We start from the raw sequence: 18,922 nt of genomic DNA, 5'->3' as shown, positions 1-18,922 counted from the left end.
GGCCTTGCCTGGGGTGTCCCACCGGTACTCGATCTCGGGGCGCCCGGGGCGACCGTGGCGGGGATGCCGCGTGGCCGTGCCGGTGTCGCACAGGTGCTAGAGATAGCGGCGCGCCACGACGCGCGACAGGCCGGTGGACGCCGCCGCCTCGCTCGCCGTGAGGGGACGTGCCCGCAGCGCCGTGCCGACGAGGTCGAGCGTGTCGCCCGAGAGGCCTTTGGGGAGCGGGGCAGGGGCGGGGGAGCGGCCCGTGGACAGCAGGCGGTCGATCTCCTCCTGCGTCGCGCTGCCGACCGCGTGCGCGGCGCGCTCGTGCAGTGCGCGGTACTCCGTCATCCGCTCGCGGAAGGTCGCGAACGTGAACGGCTTCACGAGGTACTGCACGACCCCGAGGCTCGCGGTGGCGCGCACGGTGGCCGCGTCGCGCATGCTCGTGACCGCGATCACGTCGATCGTGCTGCCCGCGGCCCGCAGGTGCCGCAGCACGTCCAGACCCGTTCCGTCCGGCATCGACATGTCGAGCAGCACCAGGTCGGCGGCGATCGCGGGGTCGGCGAGAGCGGTGAGGGCCGCCCGCGCGCCGCCGCACTCGGCGACGACGGCGAACCCGTCGAGACGCTCGACATAGGACCGGTGCAGCTCGAGGGTCAGAGCGTCGTCGTCGACGAGCGCGACGCGGACCGGCGTCGCGGTCATTCGAGCCCCCGCGCGGGGAGCGTGACCGTGAACCGGGTGGGGAGCCCGGGCCGGAGCCGGATGCTGCCCCCCGCCGCCGCGACGATGTCGGCCACGAGGCCGAGCCCGACGCCGCGCCCCTCCGCGGGGGCCGGCTTGGTCGAGAAGCCGCGCTCGAAGATCCGCTCCCGCAGATGCTCGGGCACGCCCGCTCCGCTGTCCGTCACGCTCAGCTCGAGCCCGCCCTGCGCCGCGGCGGCGAAACGGACATCGACCCGGCGCGGCTGCGGACCCGCGGCGGCGGCGTCGATCGCGTTGTCGATGAGGTTCCCCACGACCGTCACCGAGTCCGTGGGTGTGAGCACCGAGCGCGGGGCGGACGGCGACATGTCCACGTGCAGGGCGACCCCGACCTCCGCGGCCTGCGACGTCTTGCCCAGCAGCAGGGCGCCGACCGTGGGGTCGCCCTGCGCACGCGCGGTCAGCTGGTCGACGAGCTCCTGCGAGCTCCGGCTCGTGTCCGTGAGGAGGGTGACGGCCTCGTTCGCCCGCCCGAGCTCGATGAGCGCGACGGCCGTGTGCACGCGGTTGCCGTGCTCGTGGGTCTGGGCGCGCAGCGCCTCGCCGAGCGTGCGCATCGACTCGGCGGAGGAGAGCGTGTCGCGCACCTCCGCGGCGGCGAGGTCGCCCGTGACCCGTCGCGCCTGCCGGCGGGCGATCGCGGCCCCGACCAGGCCGGCCGCGACGAGCGCCAGCACCACGAGGGCCGCGAACGGCAGGCGGGGGAGGATCCCCGCCGTGATGCTGCCGAGCGTCACGCCGGTCGAGACCCACCCGACCAGGCGCCCGTCCTCGTGCACGGGCACGATCGTGCGCACGGAGGGGCCGAGCGTGCCCGTGTACTGCTCCGTCAGCGCCTCGTCGTGCGCGGGGATCGTGCCGAGGTAGGTCGCGCCGATCTGCGCGGGGTCGCGGTGGGTGAGGCGACGACCGTCCGGGGTCATGATCGTCACGAAGTCGATGTCGGCATCCGTCATCACCGCCGCCGCGTACGGCTGGAGGACGGCGGATGCGTCGGGCTCGCCGATCGTGCGGGCCACGAACGGGTCGTCCGCGATCGTGCGGCTCACCGCCGCGGTCACCCGCTCCGCCTCGGAGCGCTCGCCCTGCTGCGCGTCGACGACGAGGGCGACCGCGAGCGCGGCGGCGATCACCACGACGGCGACGGCGATGCCGGCGAAGAGCCGGGTCGCCGCGCTCGTCCGACGTCTGGAACCTCGCACGTGCACTCCCTCGTGTCGGTCTCCATCTTCGCCGTCCCGTCCGCCCCGCGCACGGGAGCAGGCGCGATCAATACGACCACAAGTCGTGCGCGGCGTCCGAGCGGCGCATCCTCTGTGACACGAGAACGGCGCACCGGCTGCGTCGCAGTGACACCGACGTTCACACCCCTGGAGGCGATGATGGCTCTTCCCCACCCCCGGACCACGAATCTCCGAGCTCCCGGACGCCACGGCCCCGGCTCCTGGGACAAGCACACCTGGCTGTACGTCGCGGTCATCATCGCGGTCGTCGTCGGCGCCATCGTCGGGCTCGTCGCCCCGCAGGCGGGCGTCGCGCTGAAACCGCTCGGCACGGGCTTCGTCGAGCTCATCAAGATGATGATCGCGCCCATCATCTTCTGCACGATCGTGGTGGGCGTCGGCTCGATCGCCAAGGCCGCGACGGTCGGCAAGATCGGCGGCCTCGCGCTCGTGTACTTCCTCGCGATGTCGACCTTCGCGCTCGCCATCGGACTCGTGGTCGGCAACCTCATCCACCCGGGCGAGGGTCTGAACATGACGGGCGCGACCTACGAGGCGACGGGCGAGGCCACGGACACGGTCGAGTTCGTGCTCGGCATCATCCCCACGACGCTGTTCTCCGCCTTCACCGGCGAGAGCGTGCTGCAGGTGCTCTTCATCGCGCTGCTGGTCGGCTTCGCGCTGCAGGGGCTCGGTGCCAAGGGCGCGCCGATCATGAGCGCGATCAAGAGCCTGCAGATGCTGGTGTTCCGCATCCTCGGGATGATCCTGTGGCTCGCCCCGATCGGAGCCTTCGGCGCGATCGCGGCGGTCGTCGGCTCGACCGGCGCGAAGGCGATCCTCAGCCTGGGCATCCTCATGGTCGCGTTCTACATCACGTGCGCGGTGTTCGTCTTCGGCGTTCTGGGAACCCTGCTCTACGCCGTCACACGGGTCAACATCTTCCGTCTCATCGGCTACCTGGCCCGCGAGTACCTGCTGATCGTGGGGACGTCCTCGAGCGAGTCCGCGCTGCCGCGGCTCATCGCCAAGCTCGAGCACCTCGGCGTCTCGAAGCCCGTCGTGGGGATCACGGTGCCCACGGGGTACTCGTTCAACCTCGACGGCACGGCGATCTACCTCACGATGGCGTCGCTGTTCATCGCGAGCGGGATGGGGCAGCCGATGTCGATCCCGGAGCAGATCGGGCTGCTCGTGTTCATGATCATCGCGTCCAAGGGCGCGGCGGGCGTGACCGGCGCGGGGCTCGCGACCCTCGCGGCGGGCCTCCAGACCGCCCGCCCCGACCTCGTGGGCGGCGTGGGCGTCATCGTCGGCATCGACCGTTTCATGTCGGAGGGGCGTGCGGTCACGAACTTCACCGGCAACGCGGTCGCGACCGTGCTGATCGGCACGTGGACCCGCCAGTTCGATCGGGAACGGGCGCGCGAGGTGCTGGCCGGCCGGCTGCCGTTCGACGAGAGCTCGCTCGACGGCGTCGATGACCATCACGGCGAGTCCCCGCGACCGGTGACGGGAGCGGGCGAGGCGGCACCCGCGGCACGGAACGCCGCCTAGCCGTGCGCGTGACGGGAGGGGCGGGGAACACCTCCCCGCCCCTCCCGCGCGGTCAGCCCTGGAAGCCCTGCTCGAAGGCGTCGAACTCGATCTCGCGCTCGAGCTGCTCGCGCTCGATGCGCTCCTCCGGATCGATCGTGGCGGGTGGGAGCTCCAGCTCCTCCTCGTCGTCGATCGGGACCTCGCGTTCGTCGTCGTTCGTGGTGGGGATGTCCGGGTCGCTCATGGTGTCGCTCCTCCCGTTCGTCGTGGAGCCACCCTAGGTCGGATGCGTCGACGACGCCACGGCTTGCGCGCATCGCCTCGCGGGTCCTCGCAGATTCCCCGATCAGGGGCGCACTGCTAGGCTGGCGAAGGCTGCCGTTCTGGCAGTCGCTCAAATACATACGAGCTCACGGAGCAGGCCGGCAGGAAGCTGGTCCCCTGTGGTGGGTTCCCCGTCGATGGATGCCGCGCCCGGCGCGCCGCCTCATCCCGCCGGGTGGTCTTCTACTGGTGGCCAGCGCGGGCGTTCCGCGCAGCGGTGCTGTGCGCCCATATCTGCCTGTTCCTGCTCCTTCGCATGTCGCTCGTCGCCCACACGGGGCGGCGAGCCTAAACAAAGAAGGAGGGACCTCTTGGAAGGTCCGGAAATCACCGCCGCCGAAGCCGTTCTCGACAACGGCCGGTTCGGCACCCGCACGGTTCGCTTCGAGACGGGCCGGCTCGCGCAGCAGGCGCAGGGCTCGGTCGCGGCCTACCTGGACGAGGAGACGATGCTCCTGTCCGCCACCTCCGCGGGCAAGCACCCGCGTGAGGGCTTCGACTTCTTCCCGCTCACGGTCGACGTGGAGGAGCGTTCCTACGCTGCCGGCAAGATCCCCGGCTCGTTCTTCCGGCGTGAGGGCCGTCCCTCCACCGAGGCGATCCTGGTCTGCCGCCTGATCGACCGCCCGCTGCGTCCGTCGTTCGTCGACGGTCTCCGCAACGAGGTGCAGATCGTCGTCACCGTGCTCTCGATCGCCCCCGGCGAGTACTACGACGCGCTCGCGATCAACGCCGCGTCGCTGTCGACCCAGATCTCGGGCCTGCCCTTCTCCGGGCCGATCGCGGGCGTCCGCCTCGCGCTCATCCCCGGCCACGGCGAGCACGCCGACCAGTGGGTCGCCTTCCCCAACGCCGCCCAGGTCGAGGAGGCCGTCTTCGACCTCATGGTCGCGGGCCGCGTGCTCGAGGACGGCGACGTCGCGATCATGATGGTCGAGGCCGAGGCCACCGAGAACAGCTGGAACCTCATCAAGGCCGGCGCCACCAAGCCCAGCGAGGAGGTCGTCGCACAGGGCCTGGAGGCCGCGAAGCCCTTCATCAAGGAGCTCGTCGCCGCGCAGAACGTCGTCGCGAACACCGCCGCGAAGGAGATCCAGCCCTACCCGGTCCTTCCCGGCCTACGCGAAGGAGACCTACGACTTCGTCGCGGGTCGCGCCTACGACCGCCTGGTGCCGGTGTACCAGATCGCCGACAAGATCGAGCGTCAGAACGCCGACGATGCCGTCAAGGACGATGTCAAGGCACAGCTGGTCGCGGCCGTCGAGGCGGGCGAGCTGCCCGAGAGCGCGCTGGGCGAGTTCGGTGCGGCCTACAAGTCGGTGACCAAGCTCATCGTGCGCGGTCGCATCCTGACCGAGGGCGTGCGCATCGACGGTCGTGGCCTCGCCGACATCCGTCCGCTGGATGCCGAGGTCCAGGTCATCCCGCGCGTGCACGGCTCGGCGATCTTCCAGCGCGGCGAGACCCAGATCCTGGGCGTCACGACGCTGAACATGCTGAAGATGGAGCAGCAGATCGACTCGCTGTCGCCCACGACCAGCAAGCGCTACATGCACCACTACAACTTCCCGCCCTACTCGACCGGTGAGACCGGTCGCGTGGGATCGCCGAAGCGTCGCGAGATCGGGCACGGCTTCCTCGCCGAGCGCGCGCTCGTGCCGGTGCTGCCCAGCCGCGAGGAGTTCCCCTACGCGATCCGTCAGGTCTCCGAGGCCCTCGGCTCCAACGGCTCGACGTCGATGGGCTCCGTCTGCGCCTCGACCCTGTCGCTGCTGAACGCGGGTGTGCCGCTGCGCGCCCCCGTCGCCGGCATCGCGATGGGCCTCGTGTCCGACCAGGTCGACGGGCAGACGCGCTACGCGGCGCTGACCGACATCCTGGGTGCCGAGGACGCCCTCGGCGACATGGACTTCAAGGTCGCGGGCACGAGCGAGTTCGTCACGGCGATCCAGCTCGACACGAAGCTCGACGGCATCCCGTCGTCGGTCCTGGCGGGCGCTCTCACGCAGGCGAAGGAGGCACGTCTCACGATCCTGGGCGTCCTCAACGCCGCCATCGACGGCCCGGACGAGATGGCTCCGACCGCGCCCCGCGTGATCAGCGTCCAGATCCCGGTCGACAAGATCGGCGAGCTGATCGGCCCCAAGGGCAAGACGATCAACGCCATCCAGGACGAGACCGGCGCGCAGATCTCCATCGAGGAGGACGGCACCGTCTACATCGGCGCGACCGACGGCCCCTCGGCCGAGGCGGCCCGTGCGCAGGTGAACGCGATCGCCAACCCGACCAACCCCGAGGTCGGCGAGCAGTTCCTCGGCACGGTCGTCAAGATCGCGACTTTCGGCGCGTTCGTCTCGCTCCTGCCGGGCAAGGACGGCCTGCTGCACGTCAGCGAGGTCCGCAAGCTCGCCGGCGGCAAGCGTGTCGAGAACGTCGAGGACGTGCTCGGCGTCGGCCAGAAGCTCCTCGTGCGCATCACGAAGATCGACGACCGCGGCAAGCTGTCCCTCGAGCCGGTGCTCGAGGAGGCCGCGGACCAGGAGGGTCGCGCGGCGGCCAGCGAGGGCCCGGAGGCTCCTGCCGAAGGCTGATCGGCATCGTGCGAACGGCCTCGCCCCCTGGGGCGGGGCCGTTCCCGTTCGTTGATCGTGATCAAACAGTTATGCGATGTTCTCGGCGTGTTCCCATGATTTCGGCCCGAACCGGATGCCGTCACCTACGCTCGTACTAACGCGTCGGCGACGCGAGAGATCGCACCTCCGGCCATGACCGTCGAGGGGGTGCGCATGAAGATCTTCGGGATCGGGCCTGCGGCGCCCGCGGCCGTCCATCCCTCGGCTCCCATCCCCGTGCAGGGCCCCGGCGTCGGCACGGGCGTCCGGGTCGCGCTCGGAGAGGGCGGGCCCTCGATCTTCCCACTCGTCCTGGGCGGGGCGGACTTCGGCTGGAACGTCGACGTCGAGTCGGCCCACGGCATCCTCGACGCCTACGTCGAGCTCGGCGGCAACGCGCTGCACACGGCCGACAGCTTCGCCGGCGGGCGCAGCGAGCACGTCATCGGCAGCTGGGTGCACACCCGCGGTCTGCGCGACGACGTCGTGCTGGCGGTGCGCGTGGGGCACCACCCCGATCACCCCGGGCTCGGTCCCGTGAACCTCGTGCGCGCCGTCGAGGCGTCGCTGACGAGGCTGCGCACCGATCGCATCGACGTGCTCTACCTCGACGCGACCGCCGATCTGCCCTCGCTCGAGCACGCGCTGGCGACGGCCGCCTGGCTCGTGGAGACCGGCAAGGTGCGCCACCTCGGCGCGTTCGGCTTCCGCGCCGAACAGCTGGTCGAGGCCCGCATCCTCGCGGCCGCCGGCTACCCGCACTTCACGATCCTGGACGTCCCCTACAACGTGTTGCGGCGCAGCGACTTCGACGGCGACCTCCGGCTCGTCGCGGGTGCGCAGGGCATGGTCGTCACTCCCTCGCACGCGCTCGAGCACGGGTTCCTCGCCGGAGCGGTGCGCCGGCGAGGCCCCGTCCGCTCCGTCCGCGGAGCGCAGCTGGCGGCCGGTCTCACCAAGCGCGGAAGCCGTACGCTGCGCGCGATGGACACGGTGGGCGACGAGCTCGGCGTGCCCACCGCCGCGGTCGCGGTGGCCTGGCTGCTCTCGCAGCGGATCGTGGCGGCGCCCATCGTCAACGCCTACGCCCCCGAGCACGTCGCCGAGCTCGCGCAGGGCGTCGGCGTGCGGCTCACCCGCTCGCAGCTGGCCGAGATCGCCCGCGCGTCGGAGTAGCCGGGTAGGCTGAGAGGTGTCCGCCGTGACGGATGTCTCCCCCCGACGAAGTGAGATCGAGTGACGCATTATCTGTATCTGGTGCGTCACGGCGAGCATCAGGATGCCGAGCACGGCCTCACCGACGGCCCCCTGTCCGCCCGGGGTCGCCGTCAGGCCGAGGCGATCGCCGATCGCCTGTCCGGAGTCCCGATCGACGCCGTCTGGCACTCTCCGCTCGTCCGGGCGGCCGAGACCGCGCGGGCCGTCGCCGAACGTCTTCCTTCCCTGTGCCCGGAGCCGTCGTCGCTGCTGTTCGACTGCATCCCCACCGGGATGACCCCGGAGACGCCCGCCGTCTTCGAGCCCTTCTTCGGCGCCGTCACCGAGGCCGAGATCGAGGCCGGCCGAGCGCAGATGGCCGATGCGCTCGCGGCGTTCCTCGTGCGCAAGCAGGGCGACGTCCACGACCTGCTCATCACCCACAACTTCGTGATCTCGTGGTTCGTCCGCGAGGTCCTCGAGGCGCCCGAGTGGCGATGGATGACGCTCAACCAGGCGCACTGCGGCCTCACCGTCCTGGCGCAGAAGCCGGGACGTCCCTGGACGATGGTCTCGCACAACGACCTCGCGCACCTGCCGTTCGAGCTGCGCACCGGCCTCCCCGAGCTCCCGCCGGTCTGAGGCGGAAGCCCGCCCGCACCGAGCGCGCGTCGGCCACGGCGCCGGCCAGGATGGCCGACGTCCCCGCCTCGAACAGAGCCATGATCCGCAACCGGTCGAGATCCGGCCCCCGTTCGTGACGAGCGCGTCGGCCGTGCATGCGGGGCGTCAAGAGCTCCTCGTCGACCGGATGTCGGTCGGCGCCAAGGCCGCAGCCGGCGCTGCGGTTCCCGATCTCGTGTCGGCTACGGCGCTCGGCTGGCGTCCGCGCTCACAGGGCCTTGCGGTACCAGCGTGTCGCGTTCGGGTTCTCGTTGTAGGGCTCGATCGACTCGAACCCCGAACGCGTGTAGAGGGACGCCGCGGCCTCGAGCGTGTGGTGGGTGTCGAGCACGAGCTCGGCCGCCCCGGCATCCCGCGCGTGCTGCTCCAGCTCCTCGAGGATCAGCCGGCCCCAGCCGCGACCGCGCCCGGCCGGCCGCACGTACAGGTGCTTCACCTCGTAGCGCCGGTCGGAGAGCCGGCGGATGCCGCCGCATCCCGCCGCCTCGTCGTGATCGCCGTCGAGCAGCAGGAAGACGCCCGATCCGGGGGCGAACGCCGCGGGATCGGGGAAGACCGTCCGGTAGTCGCCGCCGGGGAAGGTGGCGGCGCGGATGGCGAAGTACTCCGCCAGCAGGGCGTGCGCGTCGGGATCTTCGACCGAGGCGAGGCGCGTGCGGACCATGCTCCCGACCCTACGCCGCCTAGGCTGGGGGTATGACAACGCGCGTGGCCATCGTGGGCGGCACCGGCAAGCTCGGCGGCATCATCCGTGCCGTGGTCGAGGCCGAGGACGACTACGAGGTGCACGCCGTCCTCGGCTCCCGTGACGAGCTGAGCGCGATCGACGGCGCCGACCTCGTCGTCGACGCCTCGATCCCCGCGGTGTCGATCGACGTCGTGCGTGCAGCCGTGGAGCGCGGGCTCCCCGTCCTCGTCGGCACGAGCGGCTGGTCGGCCGAGCGCATCGCCCTCGTGCGTCCGCTGGTGGATGCCACCGGCACGGGCGCCGTGTTCATCCCCAACTTCTCGCTCGGCTCGGTGCTCGGCACGGCGCTCGCGGCGGCCGCCGCGCCCTACTTCGCCTCGATCGAGATCGTCGAAGCCCATCGCGAGACCAAGGTGGACTCGCCCAGCGGCACGGCGGTGCGCACCGCCGAGCTCATCGCCGCGGCCCGCGCCGAGGTCGGCCCCGTCGAGTCCCCGCACGTCGATCAGCGTGCACGGGGGCAGCAGGTCGCCGCCGTGCCCGTGCACTCGCTGCGCCGACCGGGGGTCATCGCCCGACAGGACGTCATCCTCTCGGGCCCGGGGGAGTCGCTGACGATCACCCACGACACCGTCGAGCCGTCGCTCGCCTATGCGCCCGGCATCCGCCTCGCCCTCGCCGGTGCGCGCGAGGCACGCGGCGTGGTCGTCGGTCTCGACGCGTTCCTCGACATCGGGATCGGCGCTGCGGGCACCGGGAGCGAGACCGCGCCGGTCCGCGACGACGCCGTGCCCGGCCAGGTCGCCCGCGCCACCGGGGCATGAGCGCGCGCGTCGGGGTCGCGGTCATCGCGGCCTGCCTCGCCCTCTACATCGTGCTCGTCGCGCAGCGGGCCTGGCTGTTGGTGACGACGGGAGAGCCCGTGGGCATCGCGATGGGCGTCGCGCTCATCGTGCTGCCGCTCATCGCGGCGTGGGCGCTCGGACGCGAGCTGCTGTTCGGGTTCCAGGCCGCGCGGCTGGGCAGGCTGCTCGCGTCCGAGCGCTCGCTTCCCGACGAGGAGCTTGCGGCGCGGCCGAGCGGTCGCGTCCTGCGCGAGGAGGCGGACGCGGTGTTCCCCCGCTACCGGGCAGAGGCGGAGGCCGCGCCCGAGAGCTGGCGTGCCTGGTACCGGCTCGGCCTGGCGTACGACGGCTCCGGGGACCGCCGCCGCGCCCGCGCAGCCGTGCGTCGCGCGATCCGCTTGGAGCGCGCATCGCGCGGCGGGCGAGCGGGACGCGCCGGCGGCGGAGCGGGCTAGGGACGCGGGAGCGCGGCGGCCACCGCATCCTCCACGGTGGGCTGGCGGAAGGCGAATCCGGATGCGGTGAGCACGGCCGGTTCGACCTCGAGGTCGCACGTCAGCAGCGCCTCGGTCGCGTCGGCGCCGAGCACGAGCTTCATCCCCCAGGCGGGCGCGCGCACCAGGAAGGGGCGGTTCATGCGCACGGCGAGGGCGAAGCCCAGGTCGTTGGCCGTGGCCCGTGCCGGGCCGGTCAGGTTCACCGGACCCGCGATGTCCGCGTCGATCACATGTCGGATGGCGCGGACCTCGTCCTCGAGCGAGATCCACGGCCAGACCTGCGTGCCGCGGCCGATCGGGCCGGCGAGCCCGAGGCGGGTCAGCAGCAGGAGCGGCTTGAGAACGCCCTCCGCGTGCACGACGGGTGCGGTGCGCAGCATCGCGACGCGCGCGTGCTCGCCCGCGCGCAGGGCCTCGCGCTCCCAGGCGGCACAGACCTCCGCCAGGAAGCTGCTCCCCGCCGGCGCGTCCTCTCGGAGGCCCCGGCCACGAGAGCCGTAGTAGCCGACCGCGGAGGCGTTGACGAAGGCCGGTGCGTCGGCGCCGAGCACCCGGATCGCGCTCGCCAGCGTGCGAGTGGGCGACAGGCGTGACCACAGCAGCGTGCTCTTGTAGCGGGGAGTCCACGGGAAGTGCCCCACGCTCGCCCCGGAGAGCCCCACGACCGCCGTCGCGCCGCGGAGGATCTCCGGGTCGAGCGCTTCCTCGCCCGGCGCCCACCGCGCCTCGTCCGGCGCGGACACCGGCCGCCGGACGAGGCGGGTGACGGTGAACCCGTCGGAGCGCAGCGAGGCCGCCAGAGCGGTGCCGATCAGGCCGGACGCGCCGGCCAGAACAACACGACGATCAGGCAAGCGTCGCCTCGAGCGTGATCTCGATGCCGCTCAGCGCCTGCGAGACCGGGCAGCCGGCCTTCGCCTCGGCGGCAAGACGGTCGAAGTCCTCGGCCGAGAGCCCGGGCACGACGGCGTTGACGTTGAGGTGGCTGCCGGTGATGCCGGTGCCGGGGACGAAGGTGACGGACGCGGTCGTCTCGATGCTCTGCGGCGGCGTCCCGTTCTCGGTGAGCGCGTGCGAGAAGGCCATGCTGAAGCAGGACGAGTGCGCGGCGGCGATCAGCTCCTCGGGCGTGGTGACCGCATCCGACCCCTCGCTGCGTGCCTTCCAGTTGACCGCGAACGGCCCCTGGTTCGAGCTCTCGAGGGCGATCTCGCCCGAACCGTCGGTGAGGCTGCCGGACCAGGTGGTGGTCGCTTCGCTGGTAACGCTCATCGGGTGCTCCCTTTCACGCGGGCGCAGGCCGTCTGCGCGCCGTCGGGGACAGGTTATCCCGTGCCGATGACACGATCCACGGGTTGACAGCTCACGCTGCCGGACGCGCCCGCCCGACGATGCCGGCCCGCTGCAGCAGCAGGTACAGCTGGCACCCCAGGCACAGGCCGAAGGCCGCGTTGAGGAATGCGGCGACGAACGCCGCGGCCGCCGCGATCGGAAGTCCCCACGGGACTCCCGCCAGCTGCAGCACGAGCCCGACCACCGACACGAACAGTCCGACGCCCTGCGCGAAGCGAGGCGGCCGGGGATCCTCGAACTCGGTCGCCGGTCGCAGCCGCGGCTGCACGACGCGCCGGTACAGGAGCCCCCACGGCGCCGTCCGCGGCGCGAGCACGCTCCACGCGAACAGCGCGGCGATCACGAGGAGCAGCAGGAAGGCGGGATCGAGCACGCGTGCGAGGAGCGAGGCGTCCTGAATGGCCCATCCCCTCGTGGAGTCGAGCGTCGCCGCCAGCGGCTGGTAGGCGAACCATCCGAACCCGCGCGCGGTCGACAGACCTGTGAGGCCGAGGAACACGTCGACGAGCAGGAGGACGGCGGTGATGGATGCCGCGAACCGCGGTCCGCGGACGTCGATCCGTGTGGGCTCAGGCATGTGCGGCCTCCTCGGTGATGCGGGTCAGCTCCAGCTCGATCACGTCGCGTCCCGGCGTGCCGCCGAAGCGGGTGCGCACGTGGCCGTCGCGGTCGAGCACGAGGGTCGTCGGGGTCTGCAGCACGTGGAAGTGGCGCGCGATGTCGGGGCGATGCGTGAGATCGACGTCGAGGTGGCGCACGCCGGCACGCGCGTCGGCGATCGAGGAGAGGACGCGATGCATCCCGGGGCACCGGCTGCACATCTCGGTGCTGAACTGCAGGAGCGTCGCGGTCTCGCCCAGCGCGTCGGCGCCGAGCCGAGTCGGATCCACGACCTCATCCGAGCTGACCGCGCGGCGGTGCGTGCGATCGCGCCGCAGCGCCAGGCCGATGACGACGGTCACGACGAGGAGGGCGACGACGATGATGAGCGCGAGGAACGGGTCCACAGCAGTACAGGCTAAGCGCTCCCCGGACGCCCGCGGCCGGATCCGGCGAGAATGACGCACGCGACGTAACAATCGTCGGCGCGCGGTGTGCGGCATCCGTCCGGATGTCCGGAGGCGCAGGTATCGTGAGGGCCGTGACCGCCGCGATCCCCACTCCGTACGAAGACCTCATGCGCGACGTGCTCGCCGAGGGAACCCACAAGTCCGACCGCACGGGCACGGGGACCACGAGCGTGTTCGGGCGTCAGATCCGGTTCGACCTCTCGCAGGGCTTCCCGCTCGTGACGACCAAGCGCCTCCACCTCAAGTCGATCGTCTACGAGCTGCTGTGGTTCCTCCGCGGCACCTCGAACGCGCGCTGGCTGCAGGAGCGCGGGGTCACGATCTGGGACGAATGGGCCGACGCGGAGGGCGAGCTCGGGCCGATCTACGGTGTGCAGTGGCGTTCGTGGCCTGCGCGCAACGGCGAGACGATCGACCAGATCTCCCAGGTGATCGAGCAGATCCGCACGAACCCCGACTCCCGTCGTCTCATCGTCTCGGCGTGGAACCCGGCCGACATCCCGCAGATGGCGCTCGCGCCCTGCCATGCCTTGTTCCAGTTCTACGTCGCCGACGGCAAGCTGTCGTGCCAGCTCTATCAGCGCAGCGCCGACATGTTCCTCGGCGTGCCCTTCAACATCGCCTCCTACGCGCTGCTCACGCTCATGATCGCGCAGCAGACCGACCTGGAGCCGGGCGACTTCGTCTGGACCGGCGGCGACTGCCACGTGTACGACAACCATCTCGAGCAGGTGCGCGAGCAGCTCACGCGCGAGCCCTACCCCTACCCCACGCTGCGCTTCGCACGCCGCCCCGCGTCGGTGTTCGACTACGAGTACGACGACATCGTGGTCGAGGGGTACCAGCACCACCCGACCATCCAGGCGCCCGTCGCCGTATGACCGGCACGGGGCTCGTGTGGGCGCAGGCCCGTGGCGGCGTGATCGGCCGCGACGGCACCATGCCCTGGCACGTGCCCGAGGACCTCGCCCACTTCCGGCGCCTCACGGGCTCCGACCCGGTCGTCATGGGGCGCCGCACGTGGGAGTCGCTGCCGGAGCGCTTCCGGCCGCTTCCGGGACGTCGCAACGTGGTCGTCACGCGACAGGCCGACTGGGCGGATGCCGGCGCCATCCGGGCCGCATCGCTCGACGACGCCCTGTCCGCGGCGGGGGAGCGGGCGTGGGTCATCGGCGGGGGGCAGCTCTACGCCGAGGCGATCGGCCGTGCCGATGTGCTCGAGGTCACCGAGCTCGACGTCGAGATCGACGGCGACACGCACGCGCCGTCGACGACGGGATGGGTCCCGGTCGCGGTCGACCCGGAGAGCGGGTGGCACCGCTCAACGAGCGGCATCCGGTACCGCTTCCTCACGTACCGGAGGTCCGCGTAGATGCCCACGGCCCTCATCACCGGCGCCAGCTCCGGTCTCGGTGCGGAGTACGCCCGTCGATTGGCGGCTCGCGGAGCCGACCTCGTGCTCGTCGCGCGCGACGTCCGGGCGCTCGAGGAGGTGGCGACCGAGGCGAGAGTGCGATGGGGTGCCTCGGTCGAGGTGCTCGCCGCCGACCTGCTCGTGCCCGAGGAGCGCGCGCTGGTCGAGCGACGGCTGCGCGACACGCCGGTGGACGTGCTGATCAACAACGCCGGCTTCGGGCTTCCGCTCTCCTTCGAGACGAACGACATCGAGGCCGAGGCGCGGCATCTCGCGCTTCACGTCGAGGTGCCGATGCGGCTCATGCACGCGGCTCTGGGGCCGATGCTCGCGCGCGGCCGCGGTCGCATCCTCAACGTCGCCTCCGCCGCCGCGTTCATGCCGCGTTCGACGTACGGCGCCTGCAAGCGCTGGCTCGTCTCGTTCAGCCGGTGGGCCGACGCCGAGTACGCGCCGCGCGGCGTCCGCGTCACGGCCGTGTGCCCGGGCTACACGCACACGAGCTTCCACGAGCGGATGGGCCTGGCGCCCGGTCGTGAGGGCGTCCCCGGATGGATGTGGCTCGACGCCGGCACCGTGGTCGAGCAGTCGCTTCGTGACCTCGCCCGTGGTCGCGCCGTCTCGATCCCCTCCCTGCGGTATCGCGTGCTCACCGTGCTCGTACGGCTGCTGCCCGATCGGATCGCGGCGCGGCAGGGCCGTCGGGGGCGCTGACCGCTACGCGAAGCGGCCCAGGCGGATGCCGGCCATCGCGACCGCGGCGATCGTCTCCCCGTCGGTGAGCCGGTCGTCGGCGATCATCCCGACGACCTCGGCGAAGGGCACCCAGGCGAGCTCGTCGATGCCCTCCTCGTGCTGGGTGGCCGCGGCATCCGTCGCCTCGCGCAGCCCCCGGGCGAGGAACACGTGCTCGGGCGCGTCCGCGATGCCGTTGAGCGCGGTCATCGAGCCGAGCGGCGTCCACTCGTCAGCGGCGAGGCCGGTCTCCTCCGCCAGCTCCCGCCGCGCGGCGACGAGCGGCTCCTCGCCGTCGCTGCCCCCGGCGGGGACCTCCCACGAGGGCCCCACGGTGTACCGGTCGACGCGGACGAGGCAGACGCGCTCCTCGTCGTCGAGCGCCACCACGAAGACGGCAGGATGCTGCATCCGCACGACGCCGTAGATGCCGTCGCCGTGCGGCCCCGTCACCTCGTCCTCCCGCACGTGGATCCAACGGTTCTCGTAGACGGTGCGCGTCGCGCGCGTTCGCCAGGCCATACGGCTCAGCGTAGGGGGTCCCGTGAACCGATAGCCTGGAGGCATGTCGCACACGAGCAACCCCTTCGGTCAGGTGCTCGTCGCGCTCGTCACCCCCATGACGGCCGACGGCGAGGTCGATTGGCCGGCCGTCGAGAAGCACATCGACGACGTCATCGTCTCCGGTGCGGACGGCATCGTCGTGACCGGCACCACCGGCGAGACCAGCACCCTGACGGACGCCGAGAAGCTGCGCCTCGTCGAGGTCGGCAAGGACGTCGCGGCCGGCCGCGCGAAGATCATCACGGGCGGCGGCTCGAACGAGACCGCGCATGCGATCGAGCTCTACAAGGCCAGCGAGAAGGCCGGTGCGGACGGGATCATGATCGTCACGCCGTACTACAACAAGCCGACGCAGGCCGGCATCCTCACCCATTTCCGGCTGGTCGCCGACGCGACCGACCTGCCCGTGATCCTCTACGACATCCCCGGCAGGACGGGCGTGCCGATCAGGTACGAGACGATCCTGCGGCTCGCCAAGCACCCCAACATCCTCGCGATCAAGGACGCCAAGGGCGATTTCAGCGAGGTCAGCCGGGTGCTGAACCAGACCGACCTCATATACTTCTCGGGCGACGATGCGAACGTGCTCCCGCACCTGTCGATCGGCGCGACCGGCATGATCGGCGTCACGGCGAACATCACCGCCCGCCCGTACCGCACGATCGTCGACGCCGTGAACGCGGGCGACCTGACGGCGGCGACCGCCGCCCACCGCAAGCTCGAGCCCCTCGTGCGCGCGGTCATGACCCACATCCCCGGCACCGTGAGCGCCAAGTACATCCTCCACGGCCTCGGTCGCATCGGCAGCCCCCGCGTGCGGCTCCCGCTCGTGGGCCCGGAGGAGTGGGAGGCTGCTCTGATCGAGGACGAGCTCGCCCTCGTGCACGATGTCCCGGGCGTCGACTTCTCCAACTTCCGTCCCGATCGCAACGCCGCCGCCGGCGGCGCGCTGCCGAAGGTGCACGGGACCACGCGCTGACACACGCCGGCAGGAGCCGGCACCACATGCGTCGCCAGACGCGAAGAACGGATGCGGTGACAGACCGCCTCCGGAAAGGCAGGCATGGCCACCACTGTTTACGATCCGCCCGCCCTCGACTCCGGAACCCTGCGCGTGACACCGCTCGGGGGGCTCGGCGAGGTCGGACGCAACATGACGACGTTCGAGTACGACGGGAAGATCCTCATCGTCGACTGCGGCGTGCTGTTCCCCGAGGAGCACCAGCCGGGCGTCGACCTCATCCTCCCGGACTTCGCTCCGCTCCGCGGGCGCCTCGACGACATCGTGGGCGTCGTGCTCACCCACGGACACGAGGACCACATCGGGGCGGTTCCCTACCTCCTCAAGCTCAAGAACGACATCCCCCTCATCGGCTCGCAGCTGACCCTCGCCCTCACCGAGGCCAAGCTCAAGGAGCACCGGATCAAGGCGTACACGCTCACGGTCGCCGAGGGACAGCGGGAGAAGGTCGGCCCGTTCGATCTGGAGTTCGTGGCCGTCAACCACTCCATCCCGGATGCGCTGGCGGTCGCGATCCGCACGCCCGCCGGGCTGGCGCTGGCAACCGGCGACTTCAAGATGGACCAGCTGCCCCTCGACGGCCGCCTCACCGACCTGCGCTCCTTCGCGCGACTCGGGGAGGAGGGCGTCGACCTGTTCCTCGTCGACTCGACCAACGCCGACGTGCCCGGCTTCACGCCCACGGAGCGATCGATCGGTCCGGTGCTCGATCAGGTGATCGCGCGCGCGCCGCGCCGCGTCATCGTCGCGAGCTTCTCGAGCCACGTGCACCGTGTGCAGCAGGTCATCGACGCCGCCCACGCGAACGGACGCCGCGTCGCATTCCTCGGGCGCAGCATGGTGCGCAACATGACGATCGCCGAGAACCTCGGCTACCTGACGGTTCCCGACGGCGTGCTCATCGACTACAAGAAGGCGCGGGACCTGCCGGACGACCGGATCGTCTACATGTCGACGGGCTCGCAGGGCGAGCCGATGGCGGTCCTCAGCCGCATGGCGAACCTCGACCACGAGATCGAGCCGGGACCCGGCGACACCGTGATCCTCGCCTCGAGCCTCATCCCGGGCAACGAGAACGCCGTGTACCGCGTGATCGACGGGCTCACGAAGCTCGGCGCGAACGTCGTGCACAAGGCCAACGCGAAGGTGCACGTGTCCGGACACGCCGCCGCGGGGGAGCTGCTGTACTGCTACAACATCCTCGGTCCGCGCAACGTCCTCCCGGTGCACGGCGAGTTCCGCCACCTCATGGCCAACGCCAAGCTCGCCCGTGAGACCGGTGTCCCCGCCGACCGCACGATCCTCGGCGAGAACGGCACGGTCGTCGATCTGCGCGACGGTGTCGCACAGGTGGTCGGACAGCTCGACCTCGGATTCGTGTACGTCGACGGATCGACGGTGGGCGAGATCACGGACGCCGACCTCAAGGACCGCCGCATCCTCAGCGAGGAGGGGTTCATCTCCGTCATCGCCGTGGTCGACGCCGCGACCGGCCGCGTCATCACGGGGCCCGAGATCCACGCTCGCGGCTTCGCGGAGGACGACGCCGTGTTCGAGGACGTGAAGCCCAAGATCGCGGCGGCACTGGCGGAGGCGTCGGCGTCCGGTGTGCGAGACACGCACGCGCTGTCCCAGGTGATGCGGCGCACGATCGGGCGCTGGGTCAACCAGCGGCTCCGCCGGCGTCCCATGATCGTGCCGCTCGTCATCGAGGCCTAAGCCTCGCCGCGCGCGGCGACCGCCGCTGTGCGGATGTCGCAGAATCGCGCGGATGTCGCAGCCAGGGGCCGAGGGGCTGCGACATCCGTGCCGTTCGGCGACGTCACGGTCGGAGCCCGGTCGGTAGGATGCGGGCATGCCGACGTTCCGCATCCGTCCTGCCGTGCAGGGCGACGGCGCGTTCCTCGCCGACATGGTGGTCGAGGCGGCCAACTGGCACGCGGGCGCGGCCGCCCCGCGTCACGAGGTGCTCGCCGACCCGCGCCACGGCCGGTACCTGGCCGGCTGGATGCGGCCCGGTGATGCGGGGGTCGTCGCGCTCGACGCGCAGGACGACCCGATCGGCGCGAGCTGGTACCGGATGCTGCCGCGTACCGAGCCGGGGTTCGGCTACGTGGGAACCGGGGTTCCGGAGCTCATCATCGGCGTGCGTCCGATCTGGCGCGCGCACGGCGTCGGGCGGGCACTGCTCCAGGCGCTCGTGGAGCGCGCCAAGGCGCAGGGGCACTCCCGTCTGAGCCTCAGCGTCCAGCGCGGCAACTACGCGGTCACGCTCTATCGCAGCGAGGGCTTCGTCGTGACGGAGGCCGGAAACGGCCGAGACACGATGGTCAAGCGGCTGCACTGAGCGGGATAGCCGCGTCGCTGCCCGCGGATGTCGGCGGGGCGGCCTACCGTGG

20 protein-coding genes and 1 pseudogene are annotated in these 18,922 nt (G+C 71.5%); 12 read left to right on the top strand and 9 right to left on the bottom strand.

Annotation, left to right across the window (positions count from 1 at the left end; all coding sequences use genetic code 11):
* Positions 1–96: 96 nt before the first annotated feature.
* Together QE381_RS06255 and QE381_RS06250 are read right to left on the bottom strand one after the other, a co-directional pair.
* Complete coding sequence (locus tag QE381_RS06255; protein WP_307216456.1) at positions 97–696, bottom strand: response regulator; 600 nt, start codon at positions 694–696, stop codon at positions 97–99.
* Complete coding sequence (locus QE381_RS06250; RefSeq protein WP_307216454.1) at positions 693–1,958, bottom strand: ATP-binding protein; 1,266 nt, start codon at positions 1,956–1,958, stop codon at positions 693–695. The genes QE381_RS06255 and QE381_RS06250 overlap by 4 nt, the downstream gene beginning before the upstream one ends.
* Positions 1,959–2,138: 180 nt before the next feature.
* Between QE381_RS06250 and QE381_RS06245 the strand changes: the two genes are divergently transcribed.
* Entirely contained in the window at positions 2,139–3,536 is a 1,398-nt protein-coding gene (locus tag QE381_RS06245; protein ID WP_307220416.1) for a cation:dicarboxylate symporter family transporter, read from the top strand.
* Between the two features lie 52 nt (positions 3,537–3,588).
* On the opposite strand, the gene QE381_RS06240 is transcribed toward QE381_RS06245, so the two are convergent.
* Complete coding sequence (locus QE381_RS06240; protein ID WP_307216453.1) at positions 3,589–3,762, bottom strand: hypothetical protein; 174 nt, start codon at positions 3,760–3,762, stop codon at positions 3,589–3,591.
* Between the two features lie 391 nt (positions 3,763–4,153).
* Here QE381_RS06240 and QE381_RS06235 point away from each other — a divergent pair.
* The 3 genes and pseudogenes from QE381_RS06235 to QE381_RS06225 all read left to right on the top strand — a co-directional run bounded on the left by QE381_RS06235 (position 4,154) and on the right by QE381_RS06225 (position 8,294).
* Positions 4,154–6,434 (top strand): annotated as a pseudogene (locus QE381_RS06235) (polyribonucleotide nucleotidyltransferase).
* Positions 6,435–6,629: 195 nt separating this feature from the next.
* Complete coding sequence (locus QE381_RS06230; protein ID WP_307216451.1) at positions 6,630–7,631, top strand: aldo/keto reductase; 1,002 nt, start codon at positions 6,630–6,632, stop codon at positions 7,629–7,631.
* A 60-nt stretch (positions 7,632–7,691) separates the two neighbouring features.
* The gene (locus tag QE381_RS06225) at positions 7,692–8,294 is read left to right on the top strand and encodes a histidine phosphatase family protein (RefSeq protein ID WP_307216449.1); all 603 of its coding nucleotides are present in this window, start codon (positions 7,692–7,694) and stop codon (positions 8,292–8,294) included.
* A 250-nt stretch (positions 8,295–8,544) separates the two neighbouring features.
* On the opposite strand, the gene QE381_RS06220 is transcribed toward QE381_RS06225, so the two are convergent.
* Positions 8,545–9,000, bottom strand: a complete 456-nt coding sequence (locus QE381_RS06220; protein ID WP_307216447.1) for a GNAT family N-acetyltransferase — start codon at positions 8,998–9,000, stop codon at positions 8,545–8,547.
* Between the two features lie 32 nt (positions 9,001–9,032).
* On the opposite strand from QE381_RS06220, the gene dapB reads away from it, so the two are divergent.
* Together dapB and QE381_RS06210 are read left to right on the top strand one after the other, a co-directional pair.
* Entirely contained in the window at positions 9,033–9,848 is an 816-nt protein-coding gene (gene dapB, locus QE381_RS06215) for a 4-hydroxy-tetrahydrodipicolinate reductase (RefSeq protein ID WP_307216445.1), read from the top strand.
* The gene (locus QE381_RS06210) at positions 9,845–10,324 is read left to right on the top strand and encodes a hypothetical protein (protein ID WP_307216443.1); all 480 of its coding nucleotides are present in this window, start codon (positions 9,845–9,847) and stop codon (positions 10,322–10,324) included. Before dapB ends, QE381_RS06210 begins: the two co-directional genes overlap by 4 nt.
* Here the strand turns inward: QE381_RS06210 and QE381_RS06205 are convergent.
* The 4 genes from QE381_RS06205 to QE381_RS06190 all read right to left on the bottom strand — a co-directional run bounded on the left by QE381_RS06205 (position 10,321) and on the right by QE381_RS06190 (position 12,726).
* Entirely contained in the window at positions 10,321–11,220 is a 900-nt protein-coding gene (locus QE381_RS06205) for a TIGR01777 family oxidoreductase (RefSeq protein WP_307216442.1), read from the bottom strand. The genes QE381_RS06210 and QE381_RS06205 overlap by 4 nt on opposite strands.
* On the bottom strand, positions 11,213–11,638 hold the full coding sequence (locus QE381_RS06200; protein WP_307216440.1) for an OsmC family peroxiredoxin: 426 nt from the start codon (positions 11,636–11,638) through the stop codon (positions 11,213–11,215). Before QE381_RS06200 ends, QE381_RS06205 begins: the two co-directional genes overlap by 8 nt.
* 91 nt (positions 11,639–11,729) lie before the next feature.
* Positions 11,730–12,296 carry a DUF4395 domain-containing protein gene (locus QE381_RS06195; protein ID WP_307216437.1) on the bottom strand — a complete coding sequence of 189 codons (567 nt, stop codon included), beginning with the start codon at positions 12,294–12,296 and terminating at the stop codon, positions 11,730–11,732.
* A complete protein-coding gene (locus QE381_RS06190) occupies positions 12,289–12,726 on the bottom strand; it encodes a thioredoxin family protein (RefSeq protein ID WP_307216435.1) in 438 nt (145 codons plus the stop codon). The genes QE381_RS06195 and QE381_RS06190 overlap by 8 nt, the downstream gene beginning before the upstream one ends.
* Positions 12,727–12,830: 104 nt before the next feature.
* Between QE381_RS06190 and QE381_RS06185 the strand changes: the two genes are divergently transcribed.
* Genes QE381_RS06185 through QE381_RS06175 form a run of 3 tightly spaced genes read left to right on the top strand, consistent with a single transcriptional unit; the run spans position 12,831 to position 14,917 of the window.
* Entirely contained in the window at positions 12,831–13,670 is an 840-nt protein-coding gene (locus QE381_RS06185) for a thymidylate synthase (RefSeq protein ID WP_307216432.1), read from the top strand.
* Complete coding sequence (locus tag QE381_RS06180; RefSeq protein ID WP_307216430.1) at positions 13,667–14,161, top strand: dihydrofolate reductase; 495 nt, start codon at positions 13,667–13,669, stop codon at positions 14,159–14,161. The genes QE381_RS06185 and QE381_RS06180 overlap by 4 nt, the downstream gene beginning before the upstream one ends.
* Positions 14,162–14,917, top strand: coding sequence for an SDR family oxidoreductase (locus QE381_RS06175; RefSeq protein ID WP_307216428.1), 756 nt, complete (start codon positions 14,162–14,164; stop codon positions 14,915–14,917).
* A gap of 3 nt (positions 14,918–14,920) precedes the next feature.
* On the opposite strand, the gene QE381_RS06170 is transcribed toward QE381_RS06175, so the two are convergent.
* Positions 14,921–15,460, bottom strand: a complete 540-nt coding sequence (locus tag QE381_RS06170; protein ID WP_307216426.1) for an NUDIX hydrolase — start codon at positions 15,458–15,460, stop codon at positions 14,921–14,923.
* A 43-nt stretch (positions 15,461–15,503) separates the two neighbouring features.
* On the opposite strand from QE381_RS06170, the gene dapA reads away from it, so the two are divergent.
* From dapA to QE381_RS06155, 3 genes are all read left to right on the top strand, one after another.
* On the top strand, positions 15,504–16,481 hold the full coding sequence (gene dapA / locus QE381_RS06165) for a 4-hydroxy-tetrahydrodipicolinate synthase (protein ID WP_307216424.1): 978 nt from the start codon (positions 15,504–15,506) through the stop codon (positions 16,479–16,481).
* A gap of 84 nt (positions 16,482–16,565) precedes the next feature.
* Complete coding sequence (locus QE381_RS06160) at positions 16,566–18,242, top strand: ribonuclease J (protein ID WP_307216423.1); 1,677 nt, start codon at positions 16,566–16,568, stop codon at positions 18,240–18,242.
* Positions 18,243–18,378: 136 nt separating this feature from the next.
* A complete protein-coding gene (locus tag QE381_RS06155) occupies positions 18,379–18,870 on the top strand; it encodes a GNAT family N-acetyltransferase (RefSeq protein ID WP_307216421.1) in 492 nt (163 codons plus the stop codon).
* Positions 18,871–18,922: the final 52 nt, after the last annotated feature.

Source organism: Microbacterium sp. SORGH_AS_0888 (genome assembly GCF_030818905.1).
Taxonomy (GTDB): Bacteria; Actinomycetota; Actinomycetes; order Actinomycetales; family Microbacteriaceae; genus Microbacterium.
This window is presented reverse-complemented; position numbering and strand designations above follow the sequence as displayed.

Coding starts and splice junctions, on each gene's coding strand:
- QE381_RS06255 (WP_307216456.1), bottom strand. CDS start 696: ATGACCGCGACGCCGGTCCGCGTCGCGCTCGTCGACGACGACGCTCTG.
- QE381_RS06245 (WP_307220416.1), top strand. CDS start 2,139: ATGGCTCTTCCCCACCCCCGGACCACGAATCTCCGAGCTCCCGGACGC.
- QE381_RS06240 (WP_307216453.1), bottom strand. CDS start 3,762: ATGAGCGACCCGGACATCCCCACCACGAACGACGACGAACGCGAGGTC.
- QE381_RS06230 (WP_307216451.1), top strand. CDS start 6,630: ATGAAGATCTTCGGGATCGGGCCTGCGGCGCCCGCGGCCGTCCATCCC.
- QE381_RS06220 (WP_307216447.1), bottom strand. CDS start 9,000: ATGGTCCGCACGCGCCTCGCCTCGGTCGAAGATCCCGACGCGCACGCC.
- dapB (WP_307216445.1), top strand. CDS start 9,033: ATGACAACGCGCGTGGCCATCGTGGGCGGCACCGGCAAGCTCGGCGGC.
- QE381_RS06210 (WP_307216443.1), top strand. CDS start 9,845: ATGAGCGCGCGCGTCGGGGTCGCGGTCATCGCGGCCTGCCTCGCCCTC.
- QE381_RS06200 (WP_307216440.1), bottom strand. CDS start 11,638: ATGAGCGTTACCAGCGAAGCGACCACCACCTGGTCCGGCAGCCTCACC.
- QE381_RS06195 (WP_307216437.1), bottom strand. CDS start 12,296: ATGCCTGAGCCCACACGGATCGACGTCCGCGGACCGCGGTTCGCGGCA.
- QE381_RS06185 (WP_307216432.1), top strand. CDS start 12,831: ATGTCCGGAGGCGCAGGTATCGTGAGGGCCGTGACCGCCGCGATCCCC.
- QE381_RS06180 (WP_307216430.1), top strand. CDS start 13,667: ATGACCGGCACGGGGCTCGTGTGGGCGCAGGCCCGTGGCGGCGTGATC.
- QE381_RS06175 (WP_307216428.1), top strand. CDS start 14,162: ATGCCCACGGCCCTCATCACCGGCGCCAGCTCCGGTCTCGGTGCGGAG.
- QE381_RS06170 (WP_307216426.1), bottom strand. CDS start 15,460: ATGGCCTGGCGAACGCGCGCGACGCGCACCGTCTACGAGAACCGTTGG.
- dapA (WP_307216424.1), top strand. CDS start 15,504: ATGTCGCACACGAGCAACCCCTTCGGTCAGGTGCTCGTCGCGCTCGTC.
- QE381_RS06160 (WP_307216423.1), top strand. CDS start 16,566: ATGGCCACCACTGTTTACGATCCGCCCGCCCTCGACTCCGGAACCCTG.
- QE381_RS06155 (WP_307216421.1), top strand. CDS start 18,379: ATGCCGACGTTCCGCATCCGTCCTGCCGTGCAGGGCGACGGCGCGTTC.